General features: G+C 46.2%; 18 protein-coding genes and 1 pseudogene. 15 read left to right on the top strand and 4 right to left on the bottom strand.

Annotated elements, in window-relative coordinates; genetic code table 11:
• Nucleotides 1-13 precede the first annotated feature (13 nt).
• The 3 genes from NSS64_RS24540 to NSS64_RS24530 all read left to right on the top strand — a co-directional run bounded on the left by NSS64_RS24540 (nucleotide 14) and on the right by NSS64_RS24530 (nucleotide 10,567).
• On the top strand, nucleotides 14-8,785 hold the full coding sequence (locus NSS64_RS24540; RefSeq protein WP_341141828.1) for an amino acid adenylation domain-containing protein: 8,772 nt from the start codon (nucleotides 14-16) through the stop codon (nucleotides 8,783-8,785).
• A gap of 78 nt (nucleotides 8,786-8,863) precedes the next feature.
• Entirely contained in the window at nucleotides 8,864-9,763 is a 900-nt protein-coding gene (locus NSS64_RS24535) for a GHMP family kinase ATP-binding protein (protein ID WP_341141827.1), read from the top strand.
• Between the two features lie 126 nt (nucleotides 9,764-9,889).
• Nucleotides 9,890-10,567: a thioesterase II family protein gene (locus NSS64_RS24530; RefSeq protein ID WP_341141826.1), complete on the top strand. Its 678-nt coding sequence runs from the start codon at nucleotides 9,890-9,892 to the stop codon at nucleotides 10,565-10,567.
• A 62-nt stretch (nucleotides 10,568-10,629) separates the two neighbouring features.
• Here the strand turns inward: NSS64_RS24530 and NSS64_RS24525 are convergent, their stop codons facing one another.
• Entirely contained in the window at nucleotides 10,630-11,841 is a 1,212-nt protein-coding gene (locus NSS64_RS24525) for an IS701 family transposase (protein ID WP_341142898.1), read from the bottom strand.
• Between the two features lie 48 nt (nucleotides 11,842-11,889).
• Between NSS64_RS24525 and NSS64_RS24520 the strand changes: the two are divergent.
• From NSS64_RS24520 to NSS64_RS24510, 3 genes and pseudogenes are all read left to right on the top strand, one after another.
• A pseudogene (locus NSS64_RS24520) lies at nucleotides 11,890-12,261 on the top strand (oligopeptide/dipeptide ABC transporter ATP-binding protein); the annotation flags it as partial.
• 180 nt (nucleotides 12,262-12,441) lie between these two features.
• Complete coding sequence (locus tag NSS64_RS24515; protein ID WP_341141825.1) at nucleotides 12,442-13,821, top strand: hypothetical protein; 1,380 nt, start codon at nucleotides 12,442-12,444, stop codon at nucleotides 13,819-13,821.
• 33 nt (nucleotides 13,822-13,854) lie between these two features.
• The gene (locus NSS64_RS24510) at nucleotides 13,855-14,511 is read left to right on the top strand and encodes a M48 family metallopeptidase (RefSeq protein ID WP_341141824.1); all 657 of its coding nucleotides are present in this window, start codon (nucleotides 13,855-13,857) and stop codon (nucleotides 14,509-14,511) included.
• 32 nt (nucleotides 14,512-14,543) lie between these two features.
• On the opposite strand, the gene NSS64_RS24505 is transcribed toward NSS64_RS24510, so the two are convergent.
• Complete coding sequence (locus NSS64_RS24505) at nucleotides 14,544-15,419, bottom strand: GNAT family N-acetyltransferase (RefSeq protein ID WP_340944106.1); 876 nt, start codon at nucleotides 15,417-15,419, stop codon at nucleotides 14,544-14,546.
• 262 nt (nucleotides 15,420-15,681) lie between these two features.
• Here NSS64_RS24505 and NSS64_RS24500 point away from each other — a divergent pair, with 262 nt between their 5' ends.
• From NSS64_RS24500 to NSS64_RS24470, 7 genes are all read left to right on the top strand, one after another.
• Nucleotides 15,682-17,607: an asparagine synthase-related protein gene (locus NSS64_RS24500; protein ID WP_341141823.1), complete on the top strand. Its 1,926-nt coding sequence runs from the start codon at nucleotides 15,682-15,684 to the stop codon at nucleotides 17,605-17,607.
• A 28-nt stretch (nucleotides 17,608-17,635) separates the two neighbouring features.
• The gene (locus tag NSS64_RS24495; RefSeq protein ID WP_036694602.1) at nucleotides 17,636-17,761 is read left to right on the top strand and encodes a paeninodin family lasso peptide; all 126 of its coding nucleotides are present in this window, start codon (nucleotides 17,636-17,638) and stop codon (nucleotides 17,759-17,761) included.
• Nucleotides 17,762-17,939: 178 nt separating this feature from the next.
• Entirely contained in the window at nucleotides 17,940-18,878 is a 939-nt protein-coding gene (locus NSS64_RS24490; protein WP_339312801.1) for an aldolase, read from the top strand.
• Nucleotides 18,875-19,180 carry a lasso peptide biosynthesis PqqD family chaperone gene (locus tag NSS64_RS24485; RefSeq protein WP_341141822.1) on the top strand — a complete coding sequence of 102 codons (306 nt, stop codon included), beginning with the start codon at nucleotides 18,875-18,877 and terminating at the stop codon, nucleotides 19,178-19,180. The genes NSS64_RS24490 and NSS64_RS24485 overlap by 4 nt, the downstream gene beginning before the upstream one ends.
• The gene (locus NSS64_RS24480) at nucleotides 19,177-19,626 is read left to right on the top strand and encodes a lasso peptide biosynthesis B2 protein (protein WP_341141821.1); all 450 of its coding nucleotides are present in this window, start codon (nucleotides 19,177-19,179) and stop codon (nucleotides 19,624-19,626) included. Before NSS64_RS24485 ends, NSS64_RS24480 begins: the two co-directional genes overlap by 4 nt.
• A 22-nt stretch (nucleotides 19,627-19,648) precedes the next feature.
• The gene (locus NSS64_RS24475; RefSeq protein WP_341141820.1) at nucleotides 19,649-21,445 is read left to right on the top strand and encodes an ABC transporter ATP-binding protein; all 1,797 of its coding nucleotides are present in this window, start codon (nucleotides 19,649-19,651) and stop codon (nucleotides 21,443-21,445) included.
• A 58-nt stretch (nucleotides 21,446-21,503) separates the two neighbouring features.
• Nucleotides 21,504-21,929, top strand: coding sequence for a hypothetical protein (locus NSS64_RS24470; protein WP_341141819.1), 426 nt, complete (start codon nucleotides 21,504-21,506; stop codon nucleotides 21,927-21,929).
• Between the two features lie 58 nt (nucleotides 21,930-21,987).
• Here NSS64_RS24470 and NSS64_RS24465 read toward each other — a convergent pair whose 3' ends face one another.
• On the bottom strand, nucleotides 21,988-23,184 hold the full coding sequence (locus NSS64_RS24465) for a nucleotidyltransferase domain-containing protein (RefSeq protein WP_341141818.1): 1,197 nt from the start codon (nucleotides 23,182-23,184) through the stop codon (nucleotides 21,988-21,990).
• 105 nt (nucleotides 23,185-23,289) lie between these two features.
• Nucleotides 23,290-24,624 (bottom strand): hypothetical protein, encoded by a 1,335-nt coding sequence (locus NSS64_RS24460; protein ID WP_341141817.1) that lies wholly within the window; start codon nucleotides 24,622-24,624, stop codon nucleotides 23,290-23,292.
• A 270-nt stretch (nucleotides 24,625-24,894) separates the two neighbouring features.
• On the opposite strand from NSS64_RS24460, the gene NSS64_RS24455 reads away from it, so the two are divergent.
• Entirely contained in the window at nucleotides 24,895-25,788 is an 894-nt protein-coding gene (locus NSS64_RS24455) for a carbohydrate ABC transporter permease (RefSeq protein ID WP_341141816.1), read from the top strand.
• Nucleotides 25,789-25,873: 85 nt separating this feature from the next.
• Nucleotides 25,874-26,686 carry a carbohydrate ABC transporter permease gene (locus NSS64_RS24450; RefSeq protein WP_340995478.1) on the top strand — a complete coding sequence of 271 codons (813 nt, stop codon included), beginning with the start codon at nucleotides 25,874-25,876 and terminating at the stop codon, nucleotides 26,684-26,686.
• Nucleotides 26,687-26,718: the final 32 nt, after the last annotated feature.

Raw genomic sequence — 26,718 nt, 5'->3', positions numbered from 1 at the left:
AAGAGGTGCGAGAATGGAGCATTTATCCAAAAATAATGTAGCTGAAATCTTTGAACTTACCATTAATCAAAAAGAATTGTTAAAACAAGATGACTTCATACAGATTAGTTATGTCCTGGATGAATTTATTGAACCTGGTATTTTACAAAAGTCATGGGATGAAGTCATTAGAGAGTCTTCGGCAATGCGAACGATTTTTCGGAAAGTTAAAAACAAGTACTTCCAAGTAATTTTGAAAGAAATAAAAATTCCTCTTGATTGGTATAATTTTAAAGAATTTAATAATGAAGAAATGAATAGTGCTTTTTTAGAGATTGCAAAAATGAACCGAAAACCGTTTAAGATCGAAGAAGGACCACTAGTGCGATTGGCTTTAATCCAAATGGAAAACAAAATAATAATATTATGGACCAGTCATTCTTTATGCATGGATGACTATAGTAGAGAATTTTTAGTAAATCGATGGCTTGAAATAGCAAACGGAGTGTGGAAAAAAATCAATCAACTTCCATTAAAGGAATATTTTATGTGGGAGACGGGTCGAGACGGCTTAGCAGCTAAACAATATTGGACAGAGCAATTCAATAAATGCGATTTAGAACAATCATCTTATCCGGCGTTAGATTTCAAAAATAAAACGAAGAGCTCAATGAATTATCGTAAACCCATTCCTAGTGATTTATCCATTAACATTAAAGCTGTGATTGACAAATATGGTATAACTGTTGAAGCTGTTTTTCAGACAGCGTGGTTATTATTATTAAATGTGTATAGTGGTGAAGTGAACATTCGAACTGGCACAACTGTGTCTGGAAGACCGAAAACTTTAGTAGGATCTGAAACTATTATTGGTTCGTTAGCACATACTCTACCAATAATTATGACTCTCGAACCTAGTATGAGTTTAAGTGAACTTTTAGTCAATGTTCAGAAAAGATGGGAAGAAATTGAAGTTAATCAGTTAATTTCATTAGAAATGATTCTGAATTATTCAGGAATTGCTAAAAATTATAACATTTATAATACTAATATAAGTATTATAAAAAACTTTAATGAAAACTTAAATTCAGAAATAATTTCTCGCGGTAAAGAAGAAATTATTGAATTAATTATTATAGTAGGTGAATTTTACAATATACAACTATATCATTACAATTGTTCTGATATAAATTATTTAGAGCAGATGTATTCCCATTACCTTGAGATTTTATCAATTATTTGCTCTCGAACAGACCTGAAAATAAGCGAAATTAATGTTGTCACTAATAAAGAAATGGCGAACATGATAGAAACGCTAAGGGGAAAGAATGATTCAAATCTCATAAGCAAGCCCTTGATTTATAAAAATATAGAAGAGCAAGCTAGCTTACATCCAGATTCTATCGCGGCTATCTATAAAGAGCAAAGCATTACTTATAAGGAACTGAATGAGAAAGCCAATCAATTAGCACATTGGCTTATAAGAGAGGGTTTTGGACGAAATGATCTTGCAGCAATATATTTAGAACGAAATATAAACATGCTTATCGGAATGCTCGCAGTTTTAAAAGCAGGTGGTGCTTATTTACCACTTGATACTAACCAACCAAATAACAGACTGCAATCCATACTGCAAAGCGGTGGAGTTAAAGTGATCTTGACAGAAGCAAACTGGCAATCCTTAAGTCTTGAATTAGGAAGCAAATTAGATTATGTGCCAAAAATATTTAGCTTAAATAAAGCCGACGGTTCCAGTCCAGATGTTGCTGTTCTTGGTACATTGGATATAGGAAATCTGGAAATAACAAATTCACATGACGATCTAGCAAATGTCTTTTTTACCTCAGGATCCACAGGTCAACCAAAAGGAGCAATGATTGAACATAGAGGGATGTTGAATCACCTTTGGTCAAAAATTGATATATTGGGACTAAATAAAGATAGTGTTATTGTGCAAAATGCTTCCCATTGCTTTGATATTTCGGTTTGGCAATTTTTTGCCCCACTGATGGTCGGTGCCAAGGTGGTAATCTACGATAATGAGACAGTAAGCAATCCCTATTTATTGTTGAAATTATTAAAAAAAGATAGTGTTACTGTAATTGAAATGGTTCCAACATTTATAGAGTTATTAACCAATATAGCTACTGACGTTCAACCCAATGAAAGAGAATTGATTGATTTAGAATACATGCTTTCGACCGGCGAGGGGCTTTCAGTATTTTTATGTAAAAAATGGCACGGCTTATTTCCGGATGTTAAAGTTATAAATACTTATGGTGCAACTGAATGTTCTGATGATACTATGCACGAAATTATAGACAACTCCTATCAGTATGATGATTATGCTTACGTTGCATTAGGGCGCTCAATCGCTAATACAAGGCATTATCTTCTCGATAAATGGATGCGGCCGGTACCAGTAGGTTGTACAGGTGAAATTTATATTTCAGGCATTGGCGTAGGACGCGGATATATAAATGACTTAGTGCGTACCAATCAGGCTTTTTTTAGGAATCCCTTTATAGAAGAGAAAGAAGAGCGGATGTATAGAACGGGGGATCTTGGAAGATATCTGCCTAATGGGAGACTCATGTTCGTTTCACGTGCTGATTCACAAGTCAAAGTGCGCGGATATCGTATTGAACTAGGTGAGATAGAACACGTGCTATTAAGTCATGATATGGTTAGGCAATGTGTAGTGATAGTTCGAAAAGATGAAGAGGCAAACAATCAGATTCTTTCTTATGTCGTTTTAAGTGAGACAATAAGTGAGGAAGAATTGGTTCAATTCCTTAAAACAATGCTTCCAGAATATATGGTTCCCGAACATTTGATTATACTGGAATCATTGCCGCTTAACCACAATGGAAAAGTAGATCATAGGGCATTACCAGAGCCTGGAATAGATAATATAAGAACTGCTCTTTATATTGCACCTCGAAATAAATTGGAGAGGAAATTAGTGAGGATTTGGAGTGATGTGCTCAATATCAAAGAAATCGGAATAGATGATGATTTTTTTCAACTTGGTGGACATTCAATGAAAACCATCCAGGTTCGCTTGAGGATTATCAAAGAAATTGGAATTGAAGTATCCATTAAAGAATTATTTGATAATCGGACTATTAGAAAATTATCTTTTGTCTTAGAAAAATTGGAGATGGAATTTTCTGAGAGTGGTGTTCAAGCTTCTAACGGTAAAACAATAGCTATTGCTGAAAAAGCTGATTACTATCCTACCTCACATGCGCAAAAAAGATTATTTTTTATTCAACAGTTAGAACCTGATAGTACTGCATATAACATGCCTTGTGTATATGAAATTTATGGGCCTTTAAACGAAGAACTACTGAATAAAGCATTCAAGGTATTAATTAATAGGCATGAAGGTTTAAGAACAAAATTCTTAATGCATGAAGGGCAACCTGTTCAACAAGTGTTAGAAGATATTGAATTTTGCTGTCCAGTTACTGATTTATCAGACGAAACTAATGAAATATATAAGCAACAGTCTATCGATTTTATTGTAAAAGAAGAAGCGGAGGCATACTTTGATTTTAATAATGATTCTATGTTTCGTGTGAGATTGTGTAAAATTTCAAAAGAAAAATATATGTTATGGATGAATATGCATCACATTATTAGTGATCAATGGTCATGGGATATATTGATAAAAGAACTGTATAGTGTCTATAATGCTTTATCTAAAGGAATAGACCCTGTATTGCCTGATTTGAGAATCCAGTATAAAGATTATGCAGTTTGGCAAAACGAAACTATTGAACGTGGCCTTATGATTGAATCCGAACGATATTGGTTGGAACAGTTTGGTGAGGAAATTCCAATACTGGATTTGCCGACGGACTATCCACGTCAATCTCAGCAAACTTATACATCAGCAAATGTTTCCTTATCCCTTCCTAAGAGTGTTTTTAGAAAAGTAAGTGAAATTGCACAAAAAAATGAAGTTTCAATGTTTATGATGCTTTTGTCAACAGTTAGCATATGGCTATCAAAATTGACCAATCAACAGGATGTCATTATCGGGACGCCTGAAGCTGGTAGGGACAATATGGATATCGAAGGGTTGATTGGATTTTTTATTAACACGTTACCTTTGAGAATTGATGTTAAAAGTAATTATAATTTCAATGAGTTATTAAACCATTGCAAAAAGCAGGCACTTGATGCGTTCACACATCACGAATACCCATTTGATAAATTGGTTGAAAAGTTGAATCCAGAACGTGATGCAAGTCGAAATCCTATTTTTTCTATTATGTTTCAATATATCGAGGATTTGGATGAAAGCACAATTCAGAATGATATAAGATTTCAACCATTGGAATCGCATAATACTATGACTAATTTTGATTTATCTATTGTTTGTTTGAAAAAAGAAGATGAGGCTAGTATTAGTATTGAATACAGATCAGATTTGTTTAATACTTTGACAGTACAGAGAATGCTTAAGTATTTAATTAATATTATCAATCAGGTAGCGTCTCAACCCAGTGTAAAAGTGCAAGATATAGAATTATTAGCAATGGAAGAAAAACAAACTATATTAACTAAATTTAACGATATAGAGAACTTCAAGCATCCTGAAAAAACGATTGTCGAATTATTTGAAGAACAAAGTAAATGCACCCCTAATCAAATAGCTGTTGTACATGAGGATAGTCAAATACTATATTCAGAATTAAATGAAAGAGCCAACCAGTTGGCGCGTACTTTGATAGCAAAGGGAGTTGGAGTAAATAAAATAGTAGGAATCATGGCTGAACGTTCAATTGAAATGATTATTGGAATTTTAGCGATTCAAAAAGCAGGAGGAGCCTATCTCCCTATTGATCCGGAGTATCCAAAAGATCGTATACAATATATGCTAAATGATTCAGAAACTAAAATATTATTATTAAACCGCTCATTGTTAAATAATGTATCCTTCGATGGGGAGTTAATAGTACTTAATGATTTGGAATCCTATCAAAGTGAAAAGACGAATTTGGGATTAAAATACCGAATGGATCAGCTTGCTTATATTATCTATACTTCTGGTTCTACTGGTACTCCTAAGGGAGTAATGATTGAACAAAGCCAGCTTAGTTCAATGTTCTATGCGTGGAAACAAGAATATAGGTTGGATGAGTTTTCTATTAATATGCTTCAATGGGCGAGTTTTTCTTTTGATGTATTTACTGGGGATTATATAAAGTGTCTGTTAAACGGTGGAAAGCTTATTCTTTGTCCAAGTGATTCAAGGCTTGACTTGGAACGTATTTATCAACTTATTAAAAAATTCGAGATAAATATTTTCGAGTCTACGCCAGTATTAGTTATTCCTCTAATGAACTATATATATGACAATAATTTAAATATTGATTCCATGAAAATCCTAGTTATTGGATCAGATCAATGTTCAGTTCAGGCTTTTAATAACATTACAAATAGATTTGGGAATTCAATGAGAATATTAAATAGTTATGGTGTTACAGAAGCAACTATTGATTCTTGTTATTTTGAAATTAAAGAATCTGAAACACTTAAATGTCTACCTATAGGTAAACCATTACCTGGTGTTAATTTGTATATTTTAAACTCTAACAATAAGTTACAACCCATTGGTGTTTCAGGCGAATTATATATAGGAGGGAATTGTGTTGGAAAAGGATATTATAATCGATTTGATCTAACTTCACAAAAATTTATTGATAACCCGTTCGTTAAAGAAGGGAAGATTTATAAAACGGGGGACTTAGCAAGATGGCTTCCTGATGGAAATATAGAATATTTAGGACGTTTAGATAATCAGGTGAAAATTCGTGGTAATCGTATTGAACTTGAAGAAATAGAATTAGCACTATTGAAAATTAAATCTATTCAAAATGCAATTGTAGTTGCAAGAGAAGATGAGTCTGGTCAAAAAAAACTCTATGCTTTTTATGTTTCGCATGTCCCTCTAACCTTAAATATGATCAAAGAAACTTTATCAGAAAATTTACCGACTTATATGATTCCATCATATTTTATTCAACTTGATAAGTTTCCGGTAACTCCTAATGGAAAAGTAGATCGTAGAGCATTACCCGTTCCACAAGGTATGTTGCAGACGGAGACTGAATATATTAAACCGAGAACAAGGAATGAAGAGATCTTAGTTTTAGCATGGACAGAGATTTTAAAAGAGAAAGAGATAGGAGTTTTAGATAACTTTTTTGATCTTGGTGGAGATTCAATAAAATCTATACAAGTTGCATCAAAATTATCAAGTTTGGGTTACAAAATGGAAATTAGAGATCTTTTTAAATATCCCACGATTTCAGAATTAAGCGAAAAAATAAAATTGCTTAATAGAAATATTGATCAGAAAGTGGTAACTGGTGAGGTTCCACTTACACCTATTCAACTTTGGTTTTTTGAAGAGCATTATGGGAATTTAAATCATTATAATCAATCATTTACCTTGTTTCGTAAGGAGGGGTTTGACGAATTAATAGTACACAAAGTAATAAGTGAGCTTATTCAACATCATGATGGTTTAAGAACGATTTATTCTCAAGACGACTTAGGTTTTAAGGCATTCATTCGAGGATTAGGAGGAAGTGACTTATACAGTCTTGAGGTTTTTGATTATAAAGACAGAACTGATATTTCTCAGATGATTGAAAGTACGTCGACTCAGATTCAATCCAATCTGGATATTTTTAATGGACCTTTAATTAGATTGGGTTTATTTAAATGTTTAGATGGAGATCACTTGTTAATTGCAGTTCATCATTTGGTTATAGATGCAGTATCGTGGAGAATTTTATTAGAAGACTTTGGTAAATCCTATGAACAATTTAACCATTATCAGATTATTGATTTACCAGCTAAGAGTGACTCTTTTCTGCGTTGGGCTGAATTGATTAATGATTATGCGAAGAGTGAAAAAATAGATTATGAGCGTAAGTACTGGGAGAGCATTGAACAGACGCCAATTCCACTCTTACATTCTGATTACGATTATCCTAATTCACTCCGGAAACATACCAAAACTTTAAAGATAAATTTAAGCGAGAGTGAAACGAATAAACTAATAAAACATGCACATCGTGCATACGGAACCGAGATTAATGATCTTTTACTATCCTCTCTTGGCATTTCGATGAGAAACTGGGCGAATATAAATCGAATATTAATAAATATGGAGGGACACGGTAGAGAATCTATTATTCCAGATGTTGATATTAATCGTACTATCGGATGGTTTACAAGTGAATATCCAGTGGTAGTCGAAGTTGAGGATGAAACAGATATAGCGAATGTTATAATAAAAGTAAATAAAAGTATGCGAAAAATCCCTCAAAGGGGTATTAATTATAGCATACTTAAATACTTAAATAATAGCGTGCGAAAAAATAAATTTGTATTGAGACCTGAAATTAGTTGGAATTATCTGGGTGAAATAGATAATTACGATCAATACGAAAGTGGTTCTATCCAACTCTCTCCACACTCTTATGGAGAATCCATGAGTTTAGAACAAAAAAGGGAATGTAAAATAGATATTGAGGCTATGATATTAAATGGGTGTTTGACATTTACTTTAGGGTATAGTGAAAAGCAGTATGACTTTAAAACAATGGAAAAATTATCAATACTCTTAAAGCAAAGTCTTGAAGATTTGATTGAACACTGTATGTTGAAGTTATATCCTATAAAACTAACACAGAATAATGCAATAATTAAAAAAATGATTCCTTCAAATGTATATGAGTCTTTTACTGATGATTTTTTTAATTTTTCCTATATGGAAAGCATACCAGGTGCAATGGTTGTTGTTGTAAAAAATGGTAATTTGAAACTCAAGAAGGGTTATGGTTATGCTGATATCAAAAGCGGAACCCCTATGAACGTCGATAAAAGTATAATAAAAATGGGATCTATTTCAAAGATAGTGACAGTCGCTGCTGTTATGAAGCTCTTTGAGCAAGGGATAATAAGTTTGAATGAAGACATCAGCAAATATGTAAGCGATATTGAGATTCCTAAAAAAGTAAACGAGATGCTTACTGTTGAACATCTTCTTAGGTATACTTCTGGTTTTGGCTCTCCAGATGAAGGTAATAAACAAATGTATAATTTTGATGCAAAACGTGCCCTAACTTTAAAAGAGTATGTTCAAAAATATGTGCCTGAAGTTATTCGTATACCTGGCCAATATTATAAGATTGAAAACTACTCATTTTTGTTATTGGGATATATTGTTGAAAAGTTAAGCGGAGTTCCTTTTCATCAATATGTAAAAGATCATTTATTTATACCTCTCAATATGACGAGTAGTAGTTTCATATTAACACCAGAATTAATAAACGAATTAGCCACTGGCTATGACATTGAGAATAATGCTATTCCTATGTATGATTTTAGCCCGGCAGATTCTCCAGATGGAAGTTTGTTGTCAACTGGTAATGATATCTCCAAGTTTATGATAGCACTCTTGGGGCAAGGTCTTTACAAAAATAAGAAAATACTAGAAGTGGAATCTATTTTAAAAATGTTTTCAATAAAAACGGTAATGAAACCAAAGTTCACTCATGCCGGGTGTGGTTTTATCACGGATTTTCATCCAGATCACATGAAAGGTGACATTTTGGCTAAAGCAGGTGAAGTACTAGGTTACAGTTCATTTATGTGGTTGCTGCCTAAAGATAATACGGGCGTCTTTATAAGTGCTAATAGCAGTTTCTTTAATAAAATGGAATTTTTCGAACAATTTATGATTCATCATTATAGTTCAGAAATATTGACGAATTAAGAAAGCTTAATTCGAGTACCTGAGTAATTAGCCTTGAATGCTTTACTCAGGTATTTATTTTTAGTAAGGAGGTAAATTATGAGCATGTTTAATAAAAGCTCCATCAATGCTTTCCCTAATATGGGCCGAGTGGGGCAAGGGAGTTCTAATGGTACATTTGGTGAATTATTACAAGGAGTGTTAGAGGAGGATAATCTAGACTTTCTAGTAACTCTTCCTATAACGAGGACTTCTACTGCCACTTTTTATTCAATTTCCTCCTATGAAAATGTAGTTGTATTACCATTTTCAAAACAAAAATCAAAGAAGTTAGTTGAAAATATACTCCAGTATTTTAATTTTCCACTTGGAGGCATTCTTGAGATTAACTCTAATCTTCCAGTAGGTAAAGGTCTTGCAAGTTCTTCTGCAGATTTAGTAGCTGCCTCTAGAGCTTTGGAGGATTGTTTCAATATCAAAATTGAACGAACTTTGTTGGAGTACTTTCTATCTGGAATTGAACCAACTGATGGTGTTATGTATGATGGTGCCGTTTCTTTTTACCATAGAGAAGTTAGATTGAAGGAGTATATAGGGAAACTTCCTCATTTTTGTATTTTAAGCATCGATGAAGGTGGAACAATTGATACGGTAGAATTTAATAAGCAAGTTAAACCTTTTAATAATGCAGACAAGTTAGAATATAACTTACTTCTGCAAAGATTATCTAAAGCTATAAAAGAAAAAGATGCTAATGCTATAGGGTTGATTTCGTCGAGAAGCGCTGTTTTAAATCAAAAAGTTCTTCCAAAAGAATACTTACCAACATTGATCAACATCAATCATAAAATCAGTGGATTAGGTGTTGTAGTTGCACATAGCGGTACTAGCTTAGGGATTTTATTATTAAAAGATGAACTTGAATTTAATGCGAAATTAGAACTGGGATATAGATATTTAAAGGAGTTAAATAAAGATATATATATTTACCATACTTAGTATATTGGGCTTTGCCAAAAAAGATTTTGTTTGATTTCATTAAATGCTCCACCAAACATGCCTAGTATGTGATGATATGAGTAGAATTCTGAATATGGAAAAAGGGGGCGTGGTAAAATTATCAAGTTGTTTATTTTCCCATACGCAGGCGGTTCTTCTCTTGTCTTTAGAGATTGGATGCTCTTATTTGATAAAAATATCAAATATGTGCCTTTAGAATTATCAGGTCGAGGAATAAGAATGGCAGAAGCGCTTTATAATAATTTTGATGAAATGGTCATGGATATTTATGCATTCATGCTGCCTCATATCTCTGATGGAAGCCCATTTGCAATATTTGGACATAGTATGGGTGGGTACATTGCTTATGAATTATCTGAAAGATTTAGATCATTTAATTTGGAGCATATATTCATTTCGGGCACGAGACCTCCAGAATTTAGTATGAGTAAACTAGATTATGAAACTGACGAGGAACTCATAGAAAAAATTAATAATATGGGGGGGACTCCCTCTGAGCTTTTTGAGAATAGAGATTTTTTGAATATTTTCCTGCCCATTATACGTTCAGATTTCAGAAATATTAAAAATCATCTTTTTATAAAAAAAACAATCTCAACACCTTCGACTATTTTACACGGGTTGCATGAGGAGTATAATGTTGAGGATGTATATGCTTGGAATAAATATTTTTATAATAAACCTAAGACTTTGTTATTTGATGGTGGTCATTTTTTTATTCAAAAATTTAAAAAGGATATTGTGAAAATAATTAATGATACTTTGATAAATAGAGTAACTTGAATCCAATTTAAATTTATAGCTATAAATGAGCAAAATCGGATACAGAAAATACCAAAAATGAACTAAGCGATTTTGAATCGCTCACAGATAGCCTGGAATGAAATCCCCTTTTGGGCAGAGTCATAGACAAATCGGAGGCGATCCCGCTGGACTTGCTTGCGTACGGATCGCAGACTATCACCAAAAGGGCAAGGGTCTCCCCGCCCGACGGTGCAGTACAGATGAGTCCACGTCAAGAGTATCCACAACCGAATAAAAGCTTTAGCCGAACGAACCTGATACGTGTCGAAGCCTAAATTATTTTTAGATTGCCGAAAGAAAACCTCAATAGGCCAGCGTTTGGCATAGTAGGATGCATTGGCTTGCGTCTCTAATGAAAGATCGGTACAACAAAAAGCACGCAATGCCTTGGGCTGCCCGAAAGCTTGCTTTGGCCAACACAGTAAAACCACGGCGTTGTCGATTCCATTCAAGGCCCCTTCGTAGCGATACATCCAGTACGACGAACCGTTCACGGTCACGAGGCGAACGTCTTCTTTGCGGATGTGCTGCGCGAAGTCTTGAATGGAAACCCGGATGCCTTGGGGGTAGAGAATCCGATTGGTTTTCAGCGCGCCGATGACATGATAGCCTGCCGCTGCGTACGCATCCATGACACGGGGACAGGTAAACCATGAATCGACTAGACAATAGCCGCCATGAGGCGGGAGAGGCAAGGTCTGAGCCAGGTCGCAGACCCGGTCGATTTTGGAATATACGGAGCCGTCCGGGTGAGTGATGGACTTGTCGTATAGGTCAATCGAATGAATCAAGGATAGGTCGGAACACCCTAAAACGGTAGCCTGCACCTGATGTCCCCAGACCACCTTGCCCAGCAGATGAGAGTGATGAAAACCGGCTTGCTCGATGGGAGAACGGGCCTGTGACGAAGGCTTTGTTTTCGGAGCAATCGTATCGTCGTGAATGACAAACAGCGGCTCCCCCGTGCGCTGGGAAGTCTCTAGGATCTGGCGAAGGGATTCCGTTTTGACTTTGTGCTGCAGCACTTCTTCGTCCCATACTCCTTGGGCAAGAAAATGGCCGAGTGTGGTCCGATGGCAGTCGCTGTATTCCGCCAAATCGGTCACTTTACCGCGAAATCCTTTAGCGGTTGCTGCCGTCATGTAGGTTTCCAGATGGGCTAAAACCGGCTTGGAATAATACAAGGGCAGCCGATGCTGCAACAAGTAGTTGCGGATCGCTGTAGGTTCAGGTACGATGGCAATATGAGACATTCGTGTTGTTACGTACGCTTTAATAATGAAAGGGTGGTGGAGCTGATGGAGCTGGGCTTGACCTTCCTGTTCATTGCCCATGGCCTGAATGTCGTCCGGCATATCTCCGACCGCGTCGGAGTCATGTACCTGGGCAAGCCGGTGGAGGTTGCTGAGACGGAGGAGCTGTTCGCGGCTCCGCTGCACCCGTACACGGCCGCCCTGCTCTCAGCGATCCCTAAGCCGTCCCCACGACGTAAGCAGGAGCGGATCATGGTGGAGGGGGATGTGCCGTCCCCGGCCAACCCGCCCTCGGGCTGCCGGTTCCATACCCGCTGCCCGTTCGTCCAGGACAAATGCCGCCAGACGGAACCGCTGTTGGAGCAGGCTAGAGCGGGCCGGCAGGTCGCCTGCCACTTCCCGCTGTTGCCGAAGGCTTGAACGGATTGTCATAGGCTGTGCCGGAGAGGAATGCCGCTGAAGGTTATGCGGCGTTCCTCTTTGCTTGTCCGAAACTAACCATTGTGTTCCACACCGTTCTATAAGAAAATGAGAGCAAGATGGTTTCCTGGCAGTTTAATCCCAATTCATTCCCGCAATCGATGCGGACCGGAGGCATAAGTGAACAAGGTAAACACAGCAGTTTCAGCTCTATTTATACTCATCATGGCAGCGGAGGTCTGGATCTGGGCGGCGGCCGTACATACCTGGACCATGGCGGGGACCATGGCTTCCCTGCTCTGCCTGGCCCTGTTTATCTGGACGGGCCTGCGGGCCATCCCTGCTATAACCGGATACATCCTGAGCCCCGGCGCACTGCGGACGGTGAATACGGACGACTCGCCGGAGGAACGGCAGCGGATCTGGTGGAAGATTGTGCTGTGGGTGATATTCAGCCGGGTGCTGCTAATCCTTGCGGCTTATGTATTCTGGGTGCTTCGGGAGGGAGGCTCCGGCAGCCTGTTCTCCCGCTTCATTGAGATGTGGCATATCCGCGGAATTGATGCCATGTCTTATCTGGGCATTGCCGAGCGGTGGTATGTGACGGAGGGAGATCCAAGATTTCATATTGTGTTTCTGCCGTTCTTCCCCGTGATGATCAAGCTGGCGCAGTTCTTCACAGGCAATTATATGGCTGCCGGATTTGCCGTAGCCAATCTCTGCACGCTTGCGGCGGCGTTGTTCGCTTATGAGCTGGCCCGGCTGGATATGGGACGCAGGAATGCCCTGCGGGTGGTGAAGTACGTCTTCATCTTTCCGTCAGCCTTCTTTTTCTTCCTTCCCATGACAGAGGCGCTGTTCCTGCTGCTCTCCCTGATGGCGCTCTTGTTTGTCCGCAAAAAGCGCTGGCTGCTGGGCTGCCTCTGTGCGGCGCTGGCCGGATTCACCCGTTCCCCGGGGATACTGCTGGCCGTGCCGATTGCCGTGGAATTTGCCCGGGAGCTGGCTGCTGGCTACAGGTCAATGGACCGGAGGGCTTTTACGAATAAGCTGATCTTGGCCGTTGTCTCCCTGGTGAGCGTCTCCTTCGGTCTGCTGGCTTATCTCTACATCAATTACAATGTGACGGGCAATGCGTTCCAGTTCAGTATTTATCAGCGGGAGCACTGGTCGCAGCGGTTCTACTTCTTTTTCGATACCGTGAGATATCAGATGGAATATGCGGTCAATACCTTCAAGGATGCCGATTACCGGTCGTTCCTGGGACTATGGCTGCCGAATTTGTGCGCAATCTTCCTGGTGCTGTTCATAATGCTCCGCAGTACGAAGAAGCTTAATCCCGCCTACATGGCGTACCTGATCGCCTATTTCGTCTATGTGGTGGCACCGACTTGGCTGCTGTCCGCTCCGCGTTATTTCGCTGTTGCTTTTCCGCTGGCGTTCGCGGCTGTGCTGTTGACGGAGGATAAGAAGTGGAAGGATATCCTGCTCACTACGCTATTTATTGCGGGGGGTCTCCTGTATCTGGCGGTGTTTGTATCCGGTTATCCGGTGTATTAGTGTGTATTAGAAATTACAGAAACGATGGTGGCTATGCAGATTCAACTAGAAGATCAGATGGTTACGTTACATGTCCAGTATGCCAAGCGCAAGAAGCTTTCCGTAACGGTGGACGGCGCGGACCTCATTACCGTTAAGGCGCCCAAGGGAACGAGTGAAGAGACGATTCTCGGTGCGGTAGCAAGTCTAGGCCCGAAGATTCTGGAGAAGCTGCGCAGCAATGCGGCGGCCCGGCAGGTGCCGAGGGTTAAGGCTTATGAGGGCGACGAAGAAGCCTTCTTGTACTTGGGGAAGGAGTATGTGCTGCATGAGCTGATTGGGGACCGGCAGGCGGATGCGGAGGAGCTGAAGCTTGCGCTGAAGAAGTTCTATACGGCCAGTCTGAAAAAAATCATCGCAGAGCGCATCAAGCCCTACCAGACGCAGCTCAGAGTGAAGCCGAAGAGTATGGAGATTGTGGAGTCGCGGACCAAGTGGGGAAGCTGCAGCTTTGACGGCAAGCTGACGTTCAACTACCGCCTGGCCATGGCGCCGCCCGAAGTGATCGACTATGTCATCATTCATGAGCTGTGTCATCTGCTGCATATGAATCATGACCGTTCCTTCTGGCGGCGCTTGGGCAGTATTATGCCGGACTATAAGGAGAAGGAGGCCTACCTGGCCCGGCAGGGGCAGTTCATGACGCTATGAACATTTTACAAGGGTAAAAGTGTAGCGTACGCCTAGGCGATGGAAGTAGCCGGATGCTTAACGTTCGCAGGATATTGCTGCCCGCCCTGAGTGCGGACGAATAGGCCCTCTGAATGGCTGCTGCCTGACAGCTCCAGGCCATCATCATCAGGAGTGAAGTGAAAGACAATCGTCTCCGTGTCGCTGTCTGCAAGCTTCAGGGCAATTTCGCGGCAGGAGACGGGCTGTGCGCTGATTAGATCGAAGAGCTCAAGCTGCCCATTCTCCTGCTGGCAGATGGCAATGAGATTCTCGTCCTCCAGGTAATAGAGCTGGTCGCTGAATACGTTCAGGCAGTAGAACATCAATAGTCCATGGGCGCCGGCGATGCCAAAACGCTCAGATACCGGTACCCGCTGCGCTCCAAGGGTAGAGACCAGACTCAGATCACGCGGGTCGGCAAGATCCAGCTTACGGATTGCCGCAGATCCGGCAGTGCCCCCGGGGCAGGCCATGGAGAAGATCTGTTCTTCCACCGGGTGGAAGCCGAATTTAGGATAGAACTCCAAGACTGACTCATTGGCAAAAAGATACATGAATTCACACGCTTGTCCATACTCCTCCAGCACCTTGTCCATCAACCGGGCAGACAGGCCGCGTCCTCTATAGTCAGGATGAGTCATCACCGTTCCGATCTGCACAGCAGGGGACTTCACTCCATTAATGGTTAGCTCCAGCAGATTTACCGAGACATTCGCCACGATCCGGTTTCCCTCTGCGTAAGAATATGGAACATACTTATCCGTCCAGAAGCCCTCCTCATACCAGCGCTCCAGCTCCAGCTCGAACGTGTCTTTTGCCAGCCCCAAAAAGCTATTCCGCAGCGGCTCTATATCTTTGTAATCCCTAACAAACTTCAATTCTTGCATGGTCTATCACTCCATATCATATATTTGTTACCCCTACAGTATAAGCCATTATATACCATAGGTCATATTTCAGGGTTCCAATACCACAGATTTTAACTATAGTCAATACGCTAAAGGATACCTTAAAGTACTCTCTGGTACTATTCACATTTAATGGCAAGAACGTTATCTTAGGTAATAAGAAGTGTTCACTATTAAGAACCTGTTGTAATGAACCTATTACTGAAACGGTAGCGAAATTATAGACAGCTGGAGGTAACCCATGAGTGCAATCGCCGGGATCTATTCTATGCAGCATGGGCCGCTGGACCCGGAGCTCGGCCCGCGCCTGATGCAGGAGCTGCAGCGTTATCCGGCGGATGATGCCCGGGGCTGGAGTGCGGATGGGCTGTTCCTCGGGTGCCACGCACAGTGGATTACCCCGCAGTCCCGGGGCGAGGTGCTTCCTTATTATGATCCGCAGCGGAAGCTGGCGATCGTAGCGGATGCCATTATTGATAACCGCAGCGAGCTCTTCGGACAACTTCAGGTTGTCCGGGAGGATCGGAAGTCGATGCCGGACAGCCTGCTGATTCTTCTGGCCTATGAGAAATGGGGAGATCAGGCTCCGGTGCATCTGGTCGGAGATTTTGCCTTCATGATCTGGGATGCCGGCAGGCAGACGCTGTTTGGAGCGAGGGATTTCTCGGGGAGCCGGACGCTGTACTTCCACCGCTCAGGCAGACAGTTCTCCTTCTGTACCGTGATTCATCCGCTATTCACGCTAATGGATGGAGGGCACGCGCTGCATGAAGGCTGGATCTCGGAATATCTGGCGGGTCAGGGCCGGATGGATGTCGCGGATATGTTCTCCACGGTCTATCAGGGTGTGGAGCAGCTGCCCCCGGCGCATTCGATGACGGTCAGTCCGCAGGGGATTACCTTCTCCAGGTATTACACCTTCCAGACTCCGTCTCCACTCCGGCTGCGCAGCAATGGGGAGTATGAGGAAGCGTTCCGTGAGGTGTTCGGACGGGCTGTCCGGGACCGGCTGCGTACCCACCTTGAAGCTGGTGCGAACTTAAGCGGCGGGCTGGATTCAGGGGCGGTGGTGAGCTTTGCGGCGGAGGAGCTTCGCCGTACCGGCAAGCTGCTCCACACGTTCAGCTCGTATCCTCTGGATCACTTTACAGGGTTCAAGCTGGGCCAGCGGGTGACCGATGAGCGTCCATATATTCAGGAGACCATCGACTATGTCGGGAACATTGAGCCTAGCTTCTGCAATTTTCCTGACCGCAGCTCATATGGCGAAATCGACGAATGGCTCGATATTATGGAGATGCCCTACAAATTCATAGAGAATTCCTATTGGCTCAAGGGCATATATGAACAAGCCGGATTGAAGAATGCCGGTGTGCTGCTCAGCGGACAGCGGGGCAACTGGAGTATCTCCTGGGGACCGGCGCTGGATTATCAGGCGAAGCTGCTGCGTGAATTCCGCTGGTTCAGCTTTTACCGGGAGAACAAACTGTACAGCCATTCGATGGGAGTAAGCCGCAAAAGAATGCTGAAAATAGCCGGGCGCAAGGTATTTCCCGCTCTGGGCCAGCTGATGGCCGGGAAGCAGGAGGCTGCGCCGGAGCTGATCCATCCTGAGTTTGCCCGGCGGACAGGGGTGCAGGAGCGGCTGAAGGAGCTGGACCAGTCGCCTGCCTCCCAGACTGTGTACGATATCCGCAGAGAGCATTTCCGCCAGCCGCATGTCTGGAATGTGAACGGAACGGCGGCTACCAAGCTGTCGCTGAAGTACAGGGTATGGGACCGGGATGCGACGAATGACCTGCGTGTCATCAACTTCTGTATGTCGGTGCCTGAGGAGCAATACGTCCAGAACGGAATGGACCGCTCGCTCATCCGCCGGGCGATGGAAGGGCGGATGCCGGATAAGGTCAGGCTTAACCAGACCCGGCGCGGCATCCAGGGGGCGGACGGCATTACGCGGATGCTGCCCGAGTGGCAGAGGTTTCAGCAGGAGCTGAGGGAGATGCTGCAAGACCCCCGTACTTCGTCTTATCTGAATCGTCCCGGGCTCGCCGGATGCTTGGACCGGCTGGGTAGTGAGCCCGAACCATTATTAATCTTTAACACGGATTTCCGCCTTCTTACACGAGGACTGGTGTTTTACCGCTTTTTGAAGCGGCTCTCCTGAAGGACGTTTCTTGAAAGGGGGTGACAAGATGAAAAAGGAATACAGCAAGCCTGCATTGGAAGTGTTGGATGTGAAAATGACTATGGCTGGCCCGGGGGTATCCATTGCCGATGCGTTCCAAGCCGATCCAGATGAAATCGTTAGTCACTCCTAGTCTTCCTGCATTACCGCTCAGCCCTAATCCCTCTTAGCTTGCTGGAGGGGGATCAGGGCTATCCCTTTATCCGAAGTAATGTTCCGAAACGGTACCGTTCTTTCAAAGGGCGGCAATGCCGTTTCCACTTGTCATCCGCAAGACAACGGGTGAAATTGACTGAGATGGAGTGAGCAGTATGGCTGGCACAGTGCAATGCCCCGGTTATAAGGCTTTTGGCCTGCAAATCCTCAGTGAGTTCGCGCTACCAGAACTTCCCCGTACGGATCAGCCCGGAAGAATAGGCAGCCTGTCGGTAATTGAAGGCCGTCTGCTTGAGCGATGGGAAGCAATACCGAAGATTACGCCGAATCTGGGCATCGCGGAGCATGAAGTGATGTTCATGGTGAAGGGCACCGCTATTTTTTCCATACAGAACGGCAGTACGATTACAGTCTCTCCAGCAGCAGGCGCAGATCCGGATAGCATCCGCTTGTTCATTCTGGGCAGCTGTATGGGTGTAGTATTGATGCAAAAAGGCATACTGGCCCTGCACGGCAGCTCGCTTGTGCTGGATAATAAGGCTTATGCGCTGGTGGGGCGTTCAGGTGCGGGTAAATCCACGCTTGCCTCCTATCTGATGGATCAGGGACATCTCCTGGTCAGTGACGACGTTATTCCCGTGTTGGTGCATAATGGACATCCATTAGCTGTTCCAGGTTATCCCCAGCAGAAGCTGTGGCAGCAGAGCCTGGACTATTTGGGAATGAATTCGTCTGCGTACCGTCCGCTGTTTCAGCGGGAGACCAAGTTCGCCGTACCGGTGCATGACCGGTTCCAGAGTGAGCCGCTGCCGCTGGCCGGCATATTTGAACTGTCTGTGGTGCAGGACGGGCCGGTGGCTGTAGAGGCGATAAGCGGCTTGGACCGGCTTCATACCTTATACAATCATACCTATCAAAAAGCGCTGGTCGACCCGATGGGTGTCAGAGAATGGCACTTCGGGCTGCTGGCCTCGTTCGTGAACCGGCTGCCGATGTACCGGCTGACCCGCCCTGAGCAGGGCTTCAGTGCACCGCAGCAGACGGAAATGATTATGGAGACGATTATGCCCAAGGTGAAGGAGATGAATCTATGAATATAAATACTACAAAAGTGCTGTCGCCGGATTCGGTACTGGTTCAACGGGAAGGCAATATCGCAAGTGATATGGACGGCGAGAAGGTCATGCTGAATGTGAAGAACGGCAAATACTACAACCTCGGCGAAGTCGGCGGTGAGATCTGGGAAGCATTGGCTTCACCGGTATCGATTCGGCAGATTGCCGGGAAGATTCAGGAGATCTTTGAGGTACCGGCAGAGCTGGCGCAGCAGGATGTCATTGATTTTGTACAAAATCTGCTGAATGAGGATCTTGTCTCCACCGTTAGCGGACCATGATGACCCTCCGGCGGCTCCGTCTCCTGCTGGTGCATGACAAGGCGTTGCTTGCGCTGCTTCCCGAGACATTATGGCGGCTGATGCTGGTCCGAATCCAGCTGTTGTTCCCCTTTGCCCGGACAGCCCCGCAGCTTGGGGTGAAATCCCTGGAGACTCCCGCAGTATCCAAGCCTTCCGATATTCGCCGCATCCAGCAGATTACCAAGGCAATCCGGGTGATGAGCCGCTATACTCCCTGGAAAAGCACCTGTATGGTCCGGGCGGTAGCCGCCCTGAAGATGCTGGAGAAGCGGGGCATTGAGAGCACTCTCTATATGGGGGTCGCCCGCGATAAGCAGGGACAAATGATTGCCCACGCCTGGCTGCGCAGCGGAGCCCATTATGTCTCCGGGGATGATGCGATGCAAGGCTTCGTGGTGGTGGAGAAGTTCGCGAAGGTGTTATAAGCCGAGTAATCGAGGTGGGTCCATGCAAGCTATAATCTACTACGTCCGGCAGCTTCAACGGTTGTCGGGCGTGAAGCTGTATCTTAATCTGTTAGGCATGGTGATCAGCGGTCTGCTGGAGAGCTCCGCCATTCTGCTGCTGGTTCCCATGCTTGGCATGGCTGGCATTCAGCTGGGCGGCGCGGCGGCGGGCTATCATCTGCCTATGCTCGGATTCATCAGTGAACTGCCGCAGTCCACGGCGCTGCTGCTGGTGCTGGGCAGTTATGTTCTGATTGTGCTCTGCCAGAATCTGATCGCAAGGTTCGTGGCGATCCGCAATGTCGAAATTCAACAGACCTATGGCAGGCAGCTGCGGGTTGAGGTTTATAGCGCATTGCTGCGGGCGCAGTGGTCTTTTTTTCTGAAGAAGCGCACCTCCGATCTGATCAACATGATGACCACCGAGCTGGCCAGAGTCCTGGCGGGTATCAGCGGGTTCCTGCAGTTCCTGACTTCGCTGTTGTTCACCCTGGTGCAGATTGCCTTTGCCTTCTGGCTGTCCCCCAAGATGACACTGGGGGTTCTCGTCTGTGCGGCGCTGCTGTCCATCTTCTCCCGGCGGTTCATCCGTAAGGCGAAGAGGCTGGGCAGCCGCAGCACGGAGCTGGGCAAGACGTATCTAGGCGGCATCACCGATCAGTTGAACGGAATCAAGGATATCAAAAGCAATAATCTGGAGCAGTCCCGTCTCGAATGGCTGCATGCCTTCACTGGCGAGGTTAAGCAGGAGCAGCTGGACTATACGCGCCTGCGCTCTAACTCCCAGCTCCTGTATAAGCTGTCCTCCACACTGCTGATTGCTGTGTTTATCTTCGTGTCCTTCCGGTTCATGCAAGTGGAGGGGCCGAATCTGCTGCTGGTCATTCTCGTCTTCACCCGGCTGTGGCCGACCTTCTCGACGCTGCAGTCGCTGCTGGAGCAGCTGGCCTCAGTAGTGCCATCCTTCAAACAATTGCAATCGCTGCAGGAAGAATGTCTGGCCGCTGTCGAGCATAAAGCGGATCAAGGCGGAGAACGGGTGCTGCCTATGACGCTGGAGCACGGTCTGGAAGCCCGCAATGTCGATTTCCGTTATCATGCGGACGAGCCGCAATATTCGCTCCAGAACGTCAATGTGCGGATTCCCGCCCGGCAGATGACGGCGATTGTCGGACGTTCAGGCGCCGGCAAAAGCACGCTCGTTGATCTGCTCATGGGACTGATGCAGCCGGAGAACGGGGAGATCCTGGCAGACGGAGAGCCTATCACCGGGGAGCGGCTGCTGTCCTACCGGAGATCCATCGGGTATGTGGCACAGGACCCGTTCCTGTATAACGCAACCATCCGCGATAATCTGATGATGATCAAGCCGGATGCGGAGGAGGCGGAGCTGTGGGAGGCACTGGAGTTTGCCTCCTCGGCGGACTTTGTCCGCAAGCTGCCGGACGGACTGGATACGCTGCTCGGCGACCGGGGCGTCCGCCTGTCGGGCGGGGAACGTCAACGCCTGGTGCTGGCGCGCGCCATTATCCGCAAGCCGTCGATCCTGGTGCTCGATGAAGCGACAAGTGCGCTCGATACCGAGAACGAGCAGCGGATTCAAGAGGCGCTGGAGCGGATTAAGGCTTCCGTGACCGTCATCGTCATTGCCCACCGCCTATCCACGATCCGTGGAGCCGATCAGATTCTGGTCATCGACCAGGGCCGGGTCATCCAGCAGGGAGTCTACAGCGGTCTGGCTTCGGAGAAGGGCGGCATGTTCAGCAGGCTATTGAAGGGGCAGGAAGAGGCTGGATAAGGGTATACCTTAAACGCGAATGTAGGCGAAAAACCGAACACAATTCGGTGCTGCGTGGGTGTGTGGTCCAAATGTAATCGAAAAACCGATTACATTGGGCGAGCGCAGGGGTTCTAGCCCGAATGTAATCGAAAAACCGATCACATTGGGCGAGCGCAGAGGTTGTGGCGCGAATGTAATCGAAAAACCGATTACATTGGGCGAGCGCAGAGGTTGTGGCGCGAATGTAATCGAAAAACCGATTACATTGGGCGAGCGCAGAGGTTGTGGCCCGAATGTAATCGAAAAACCGATTACATTGGGCGAGCGCAGAGGTTGTGGCGCAAATGTAATCGAAAAACCGATTACATTGGGCGAGCGCAGAGGTTATGGCGCGAATGTAATCGAAAAACCGATTACATTGGGCGAGCGCAGAGGTTATGGCGCGAATGTAATCGAAAAACCGATTACATTGGCTGACCGCCACCCGGCTCCGAAACCGTAAAAAGGCAAGTGCTGCTAATCTAACGCAGCACTTGCCTTTTTGGTATGGCTGTCCCTGCCTACATCTCCTTCTCCGCACCCGTCACCTTCCGCCAGCTCCACAGCAAAGGCCGCAGCGGGAAATACAAGAAATGCAGCGGCTTCGGCAGCGGCAGGGTCTTGGCATCCGCTGCATAGGGATAGAGGAAGCTGGCAGAGCGGAGCATCCGGTTCCGCGGGGACAGGATGCTTGGGAGATAACGGTTGAAATGCTGCTCCACCTCCGGCTCCAGCGGAGGGGTATTCAAATTCACGATGCGCGGGAGATAGAACAGAATGTCCTGCGCCAGCCTACGGGCCTTGGGGTTGTCCAGCAGCGGGGATAGCGCCGGGTCAACCGGCGTCTCCAGCAGCTCTCTGGCCAGAATCAGCGTCTGTCCTCCTATAGCGTTGTGATTATACCGCTGTAGTAATTGAATCAGCTTGGCGGAGTCAGGCGGCTGCTGTCCCATTAGCAGCATCTTGATGTCCTGCAGCCATCTCAGCCGGGACCAGGCATGTCTGGCACCGTGTACAGCCAGGAACATGAACAGATCCTCCGGCCCCAGATAGCGGACATTCTGGCCGAAGGTGCTGCTGGTCCGCGAATGACGCCAGAGCTCGTCGAACGCAGGCTCTTTGGCAGGACCCGGTCCTAACCGCCAGTGCAGCTCCAGGTTGACATTGCTGACAGGATGCACGAATGTCGAATGATGCTCCCGCCATTTCCAGTCGCCAAGCAGGCTCTCGAACTTGTCTTCCTTCTCATAGCCCAGCCGGATCAGCAAGGTTTCGGCATCCTCCAGCTGTTCAATCGGCACCAGGAAGTCGAGATCCCGGGAGGTGCGCTGCGACAGGTCTCCGTACAGCTCCTGCCCAAGCACCGGCCCTTTGAGGAACAGACAGCGGATATTCAGCTCGGCCAGCTGACCCGCAATATTGCTCATTTCACCGCTAAGCTGGAGCATCTGCACCGTATTCCTGCGGTATTGCCATTTCAGCTGCTCCAGAACTTCGGAAGGGACCACCTTCTCCTCCATCTTGCTCAGCCTGGAATAGAGGTAGGGATACACCCTGTGCTGCCGGTTCAGTTCCACGAATAAGTCCCAGTTCACCTCTGTGAACAACTGCGGATGCTTCCGCGCCGTCTCATCTGGATTTCCGGAATTCAGTAGTGCAAGAATAAGGTATACTTCCTTGGTTAAGCTTGCCTGATTAAGGATCTTCCGGTCAGTCATAGAGACGCTCCTTACCTGATTTGTGAACGGATTACTAGAATATTAGTGAGCGTACCACCGTTTACAGAAGGTTGTCAATTTAATGGCCCGTTCGCCTGCCCGACTTCAATAAGTCCCGGCGCTCAGCTTCAGAATCGTGCCGGTGGAGGCCGGAATCACATCCGCATCACTGCCCAGTCCGAAGTAGAAGTCACCATTGTATTCCTCGAAGGAACGGGCGAAGGTATCCCGGCTGAAGCGGAAGACTTCACTCCAGTCTCCTCCGCCGGTGGCGAGGCTGGCGGTGCTTTTGCGGTAGACATAATTCGTATATTGGCCTGAGGCCTCCTTGGCATATCCAAGCACGTATACCGTATCTTTGCGGTCCAGAATATCGATAGGCGCTACGGCAGCATTCGGCAGCAGCTCCTTGCGCGTGTTCTGGAAGCCCGCTCCGGCCGAGAACAGGCCCTGCGGAATGGATTGATGGTCATTATAGATTTGGCCTGCAATATACAGCAGCCGTCCATTCACCTCAGTGGTGCGGAGCAGCTTCAGCCAAGGCTGGCCGCTGACGCCGGGAACGTTGACTTCACCGGGCTTCGTCACGAAGCTGAGTCCGGGGAAGAGCTGGCTGCTGGTGAAGGTCAGCTTCGTCTGGACCAGTCCGCTGCCGGTCTGCCGGATGGAGGTCATGTAGCCTTTCTCATTGGCCATTCCCTGCGTCTTGCCCGCCGTGGCGGAGGAAGCATAGAGCGTGTCACCTAAGCCGAACAGAGTATAAGCCCGCATAATGCCGTATTGGGAGACTGTGCCGAACCGGGTCCAGCTATTCCCCCTGTCAGCGGATACATAGATCAGCGGGCCACCGCTGGCGCCGAGCGCAGCATACAGCTTGCCTTGATAGTAGGCCATATCATAGACATGGATACCCCCGGGAATATTCATATATTGGTCCCAATGATCCCCGTTCAGGCGGTAGAAGTTCCCGTAGGCCCAGCCTGGGACTCTGGAGTCATGCCCGGGAATGTACAGCTCTCCGTTCAACACCTTGAAGGTATCAATCTGCTCGTCCATGACATAGACATTGGTGGTCACCTTGCCCGTGGCCGGGTTGGTATAGGTAACATCCTGAACAGAGAATCTATTCTGGGCAAGGTCCCAGTAATAGATAGGAACCGGTCCTGCATTGGGCACAGGCGCATTATTGCTGCTGTTGCCGTGGCCGAGATAAATTTTGCCGCCGAAGAGCTGCATATCCCAGACGTTGCGGGCATAAGCCGCTTTCTTGAACGGGCTGCCCAGCACCGTTATGGAGGAGCTGACATCGGGAGCCCCGGAGCTCACCTGCTCTTCCTGGACCGGCAAGGCTGCCGCCTGCAGCCCCTCCCCGTAAGATATTACACCTATCAGCATGAGACTTAAGCATAACCGGCCGGCACGTTGTTTTAACCCCTGCATGATGAACCTCCTATAATTTGGAATGAGGCTAATGATAATCGAATTCTCCGCAAAAAAGAAGGCAAACCGCCAGTTTTGGTTCTTCCGGTACAATCCCCGCGGTAAACATGCAGTGCATCCGCTGGGAGGTAAGGCCCAGGGCCGGATGGAAGCATAGTACCCCCAGTTCAATTCCAAAATCCGTACCCCTACGCCACAATAGCGTTCATTCTGCAAGCCATCTCCCTTTGCTAGACTTACATTATGAACATATTGCGAAGGAGGGATCGCTTGAAGAAGCTAAGAAGAACCGGCATTCATGACCATCATCCGGCCGGTTATTGGTTTATCGCCCCCAGCATGATAGGGATTACGCTGTTCTATCTGGTGCCTGCTCTGATGTCGCTGGTCATGATGTTTACAGATTACTCCTTCATGAACAAGGGGGACATCCAGTTCGTCGGGCTGGACAATTTCAGACGGCTGGCCGGAGATGCCTCATTCCACAACTCCGTCCTGAAGACATTCATCTTTCTGCTGACGGTTCCGTTATCGCTGATTGTGGCTTTTCCCATCGCCTACATTCTGAACAGAAGCGTCTACTGGGCCAAACTGCTGCGCACGCTGTACTTCCTGCCCTATATTATGAACGGTGTCGCCATCGCCTTCGTCTGGATGCTGCTTTTCCATCCCAGCCTCGGCCCCATTAACGGAGTACTCCGGCTGGTTGGCATCGCTGATCCTCCGGGCTGGCTGTCCGAGAGCGGTACGGCAATCTATGCGTTATGCATCATTCAGATCTGGATTATGGTCGGCTACAACATGATTATTTATCTCTCCAGTCTTCAGGAGGTGCCGAAGGAGCTGCTGGAGGCGGCGACCATCGACGGGGCCCGGCTGTGGCATTCCATCCGTTATATCACCGTGCCGCTCGTATCGCCGACCACCTTCCTGCTGCTGATTACAGGGTTCATCTCGGTCATTAAGACGTTCGGCATCATTCAGGCCACCACCGCCGGAGGACCGGGAGAAGGCAGTAATGTACTGTCGCTCTACATTTACAAGACAGCCTTCCGCTACTATGAGATGGGTTACGCTTCTGCTGTATCCTGGATGCTCTTCGCCATTGTCATGCTGATCATGCTTGTCAATTGGGCAGGCCAGCGCCGCTGGGTGCATTACTAAAAGAAAGCAAGGAGAGCCGCTAATGGAAACGACAATAACACCTGCTGTCCGGGCGGGGCGGCAGACGGCAAGGCGTGCCTCGCGAATGTGGAAGTGGCTGCTTACGCTGGTCATGACTGCTATGGGCCTGCTGCTGCTGCTGCCCTTCTTCTGGATGATCTCCACTTCATTCAAAACACCACTTGAGGTGTTCGAGTTCCCGATTCAGTGGATACCGCTGCACCCGGTCCTGAAGCACCATGTGAATGTGTGGACCGGAACGGGGGACTTCGCGCTGCTCTATATGAATTCCCTGAAAATCTCTATCCTTTCGACCCTGGGCGCGGTAACGTTTGCCGCTCTGGCCGCCTACGGATTCTCGCGGATTCAATTCCGCGGGCGGGAGCCGCTGTTCCTGATCTATTTATCCATGATGATGATCCCGCCGCAGATTCTGTTCGTGCCGAGGTTCGTGCTGTTCAACTGGATGGGCATTTACAACACCCACTGGGCGCTGATTTTGCCGGGGGCATTCACCATCTTTGGCGTGTTCCTGCTGCGCCAGTTCTTTATTACGGTGCCCCAGGAGATCAGTGAAGCCGCTTTTATCGACGGTGCCGGGCATTTCCGCATCTTCACACGGGTCATACTGCCGCTGGCGAAGGCCCCGCTCGCAACACTGACGATCCTTGATTTCTCCTGGCACTGGAATGATTACGAGAACGCTCTGATCTTTCTGGTAGACAAGAATCTGTATACGGTGCCCCTGGGCCTGCAGAATTTCGTGCTGGAGAATTCGGTTGATTACAACGGCATGATGGCTGCAGCTACAGCCGCCATGATTCCGATGATTGTGGTCTTCCTGGCCGGACAGAAGTTCATTATTCAAGGCATCGCCAGCGGGGCGGTCAAGGGTTAATACATGACAATATAATAAAGACAATGAAGCCT

The sequence above is a fragment of the Paenibacillus sp. FSL H8-0122 genome (genome assembly GCF_038005345.1).
GTDB lineage: Bacteria > Bacillota > Bacilli > Paenibacillales > Paenibacillaceae > Paenibacillus_AQ.
The sequence above is the reverse complement of the archived record's forward strand: the minus strand, read 5'-3'. Positions and strand labels throughout refer to the sequence as shown.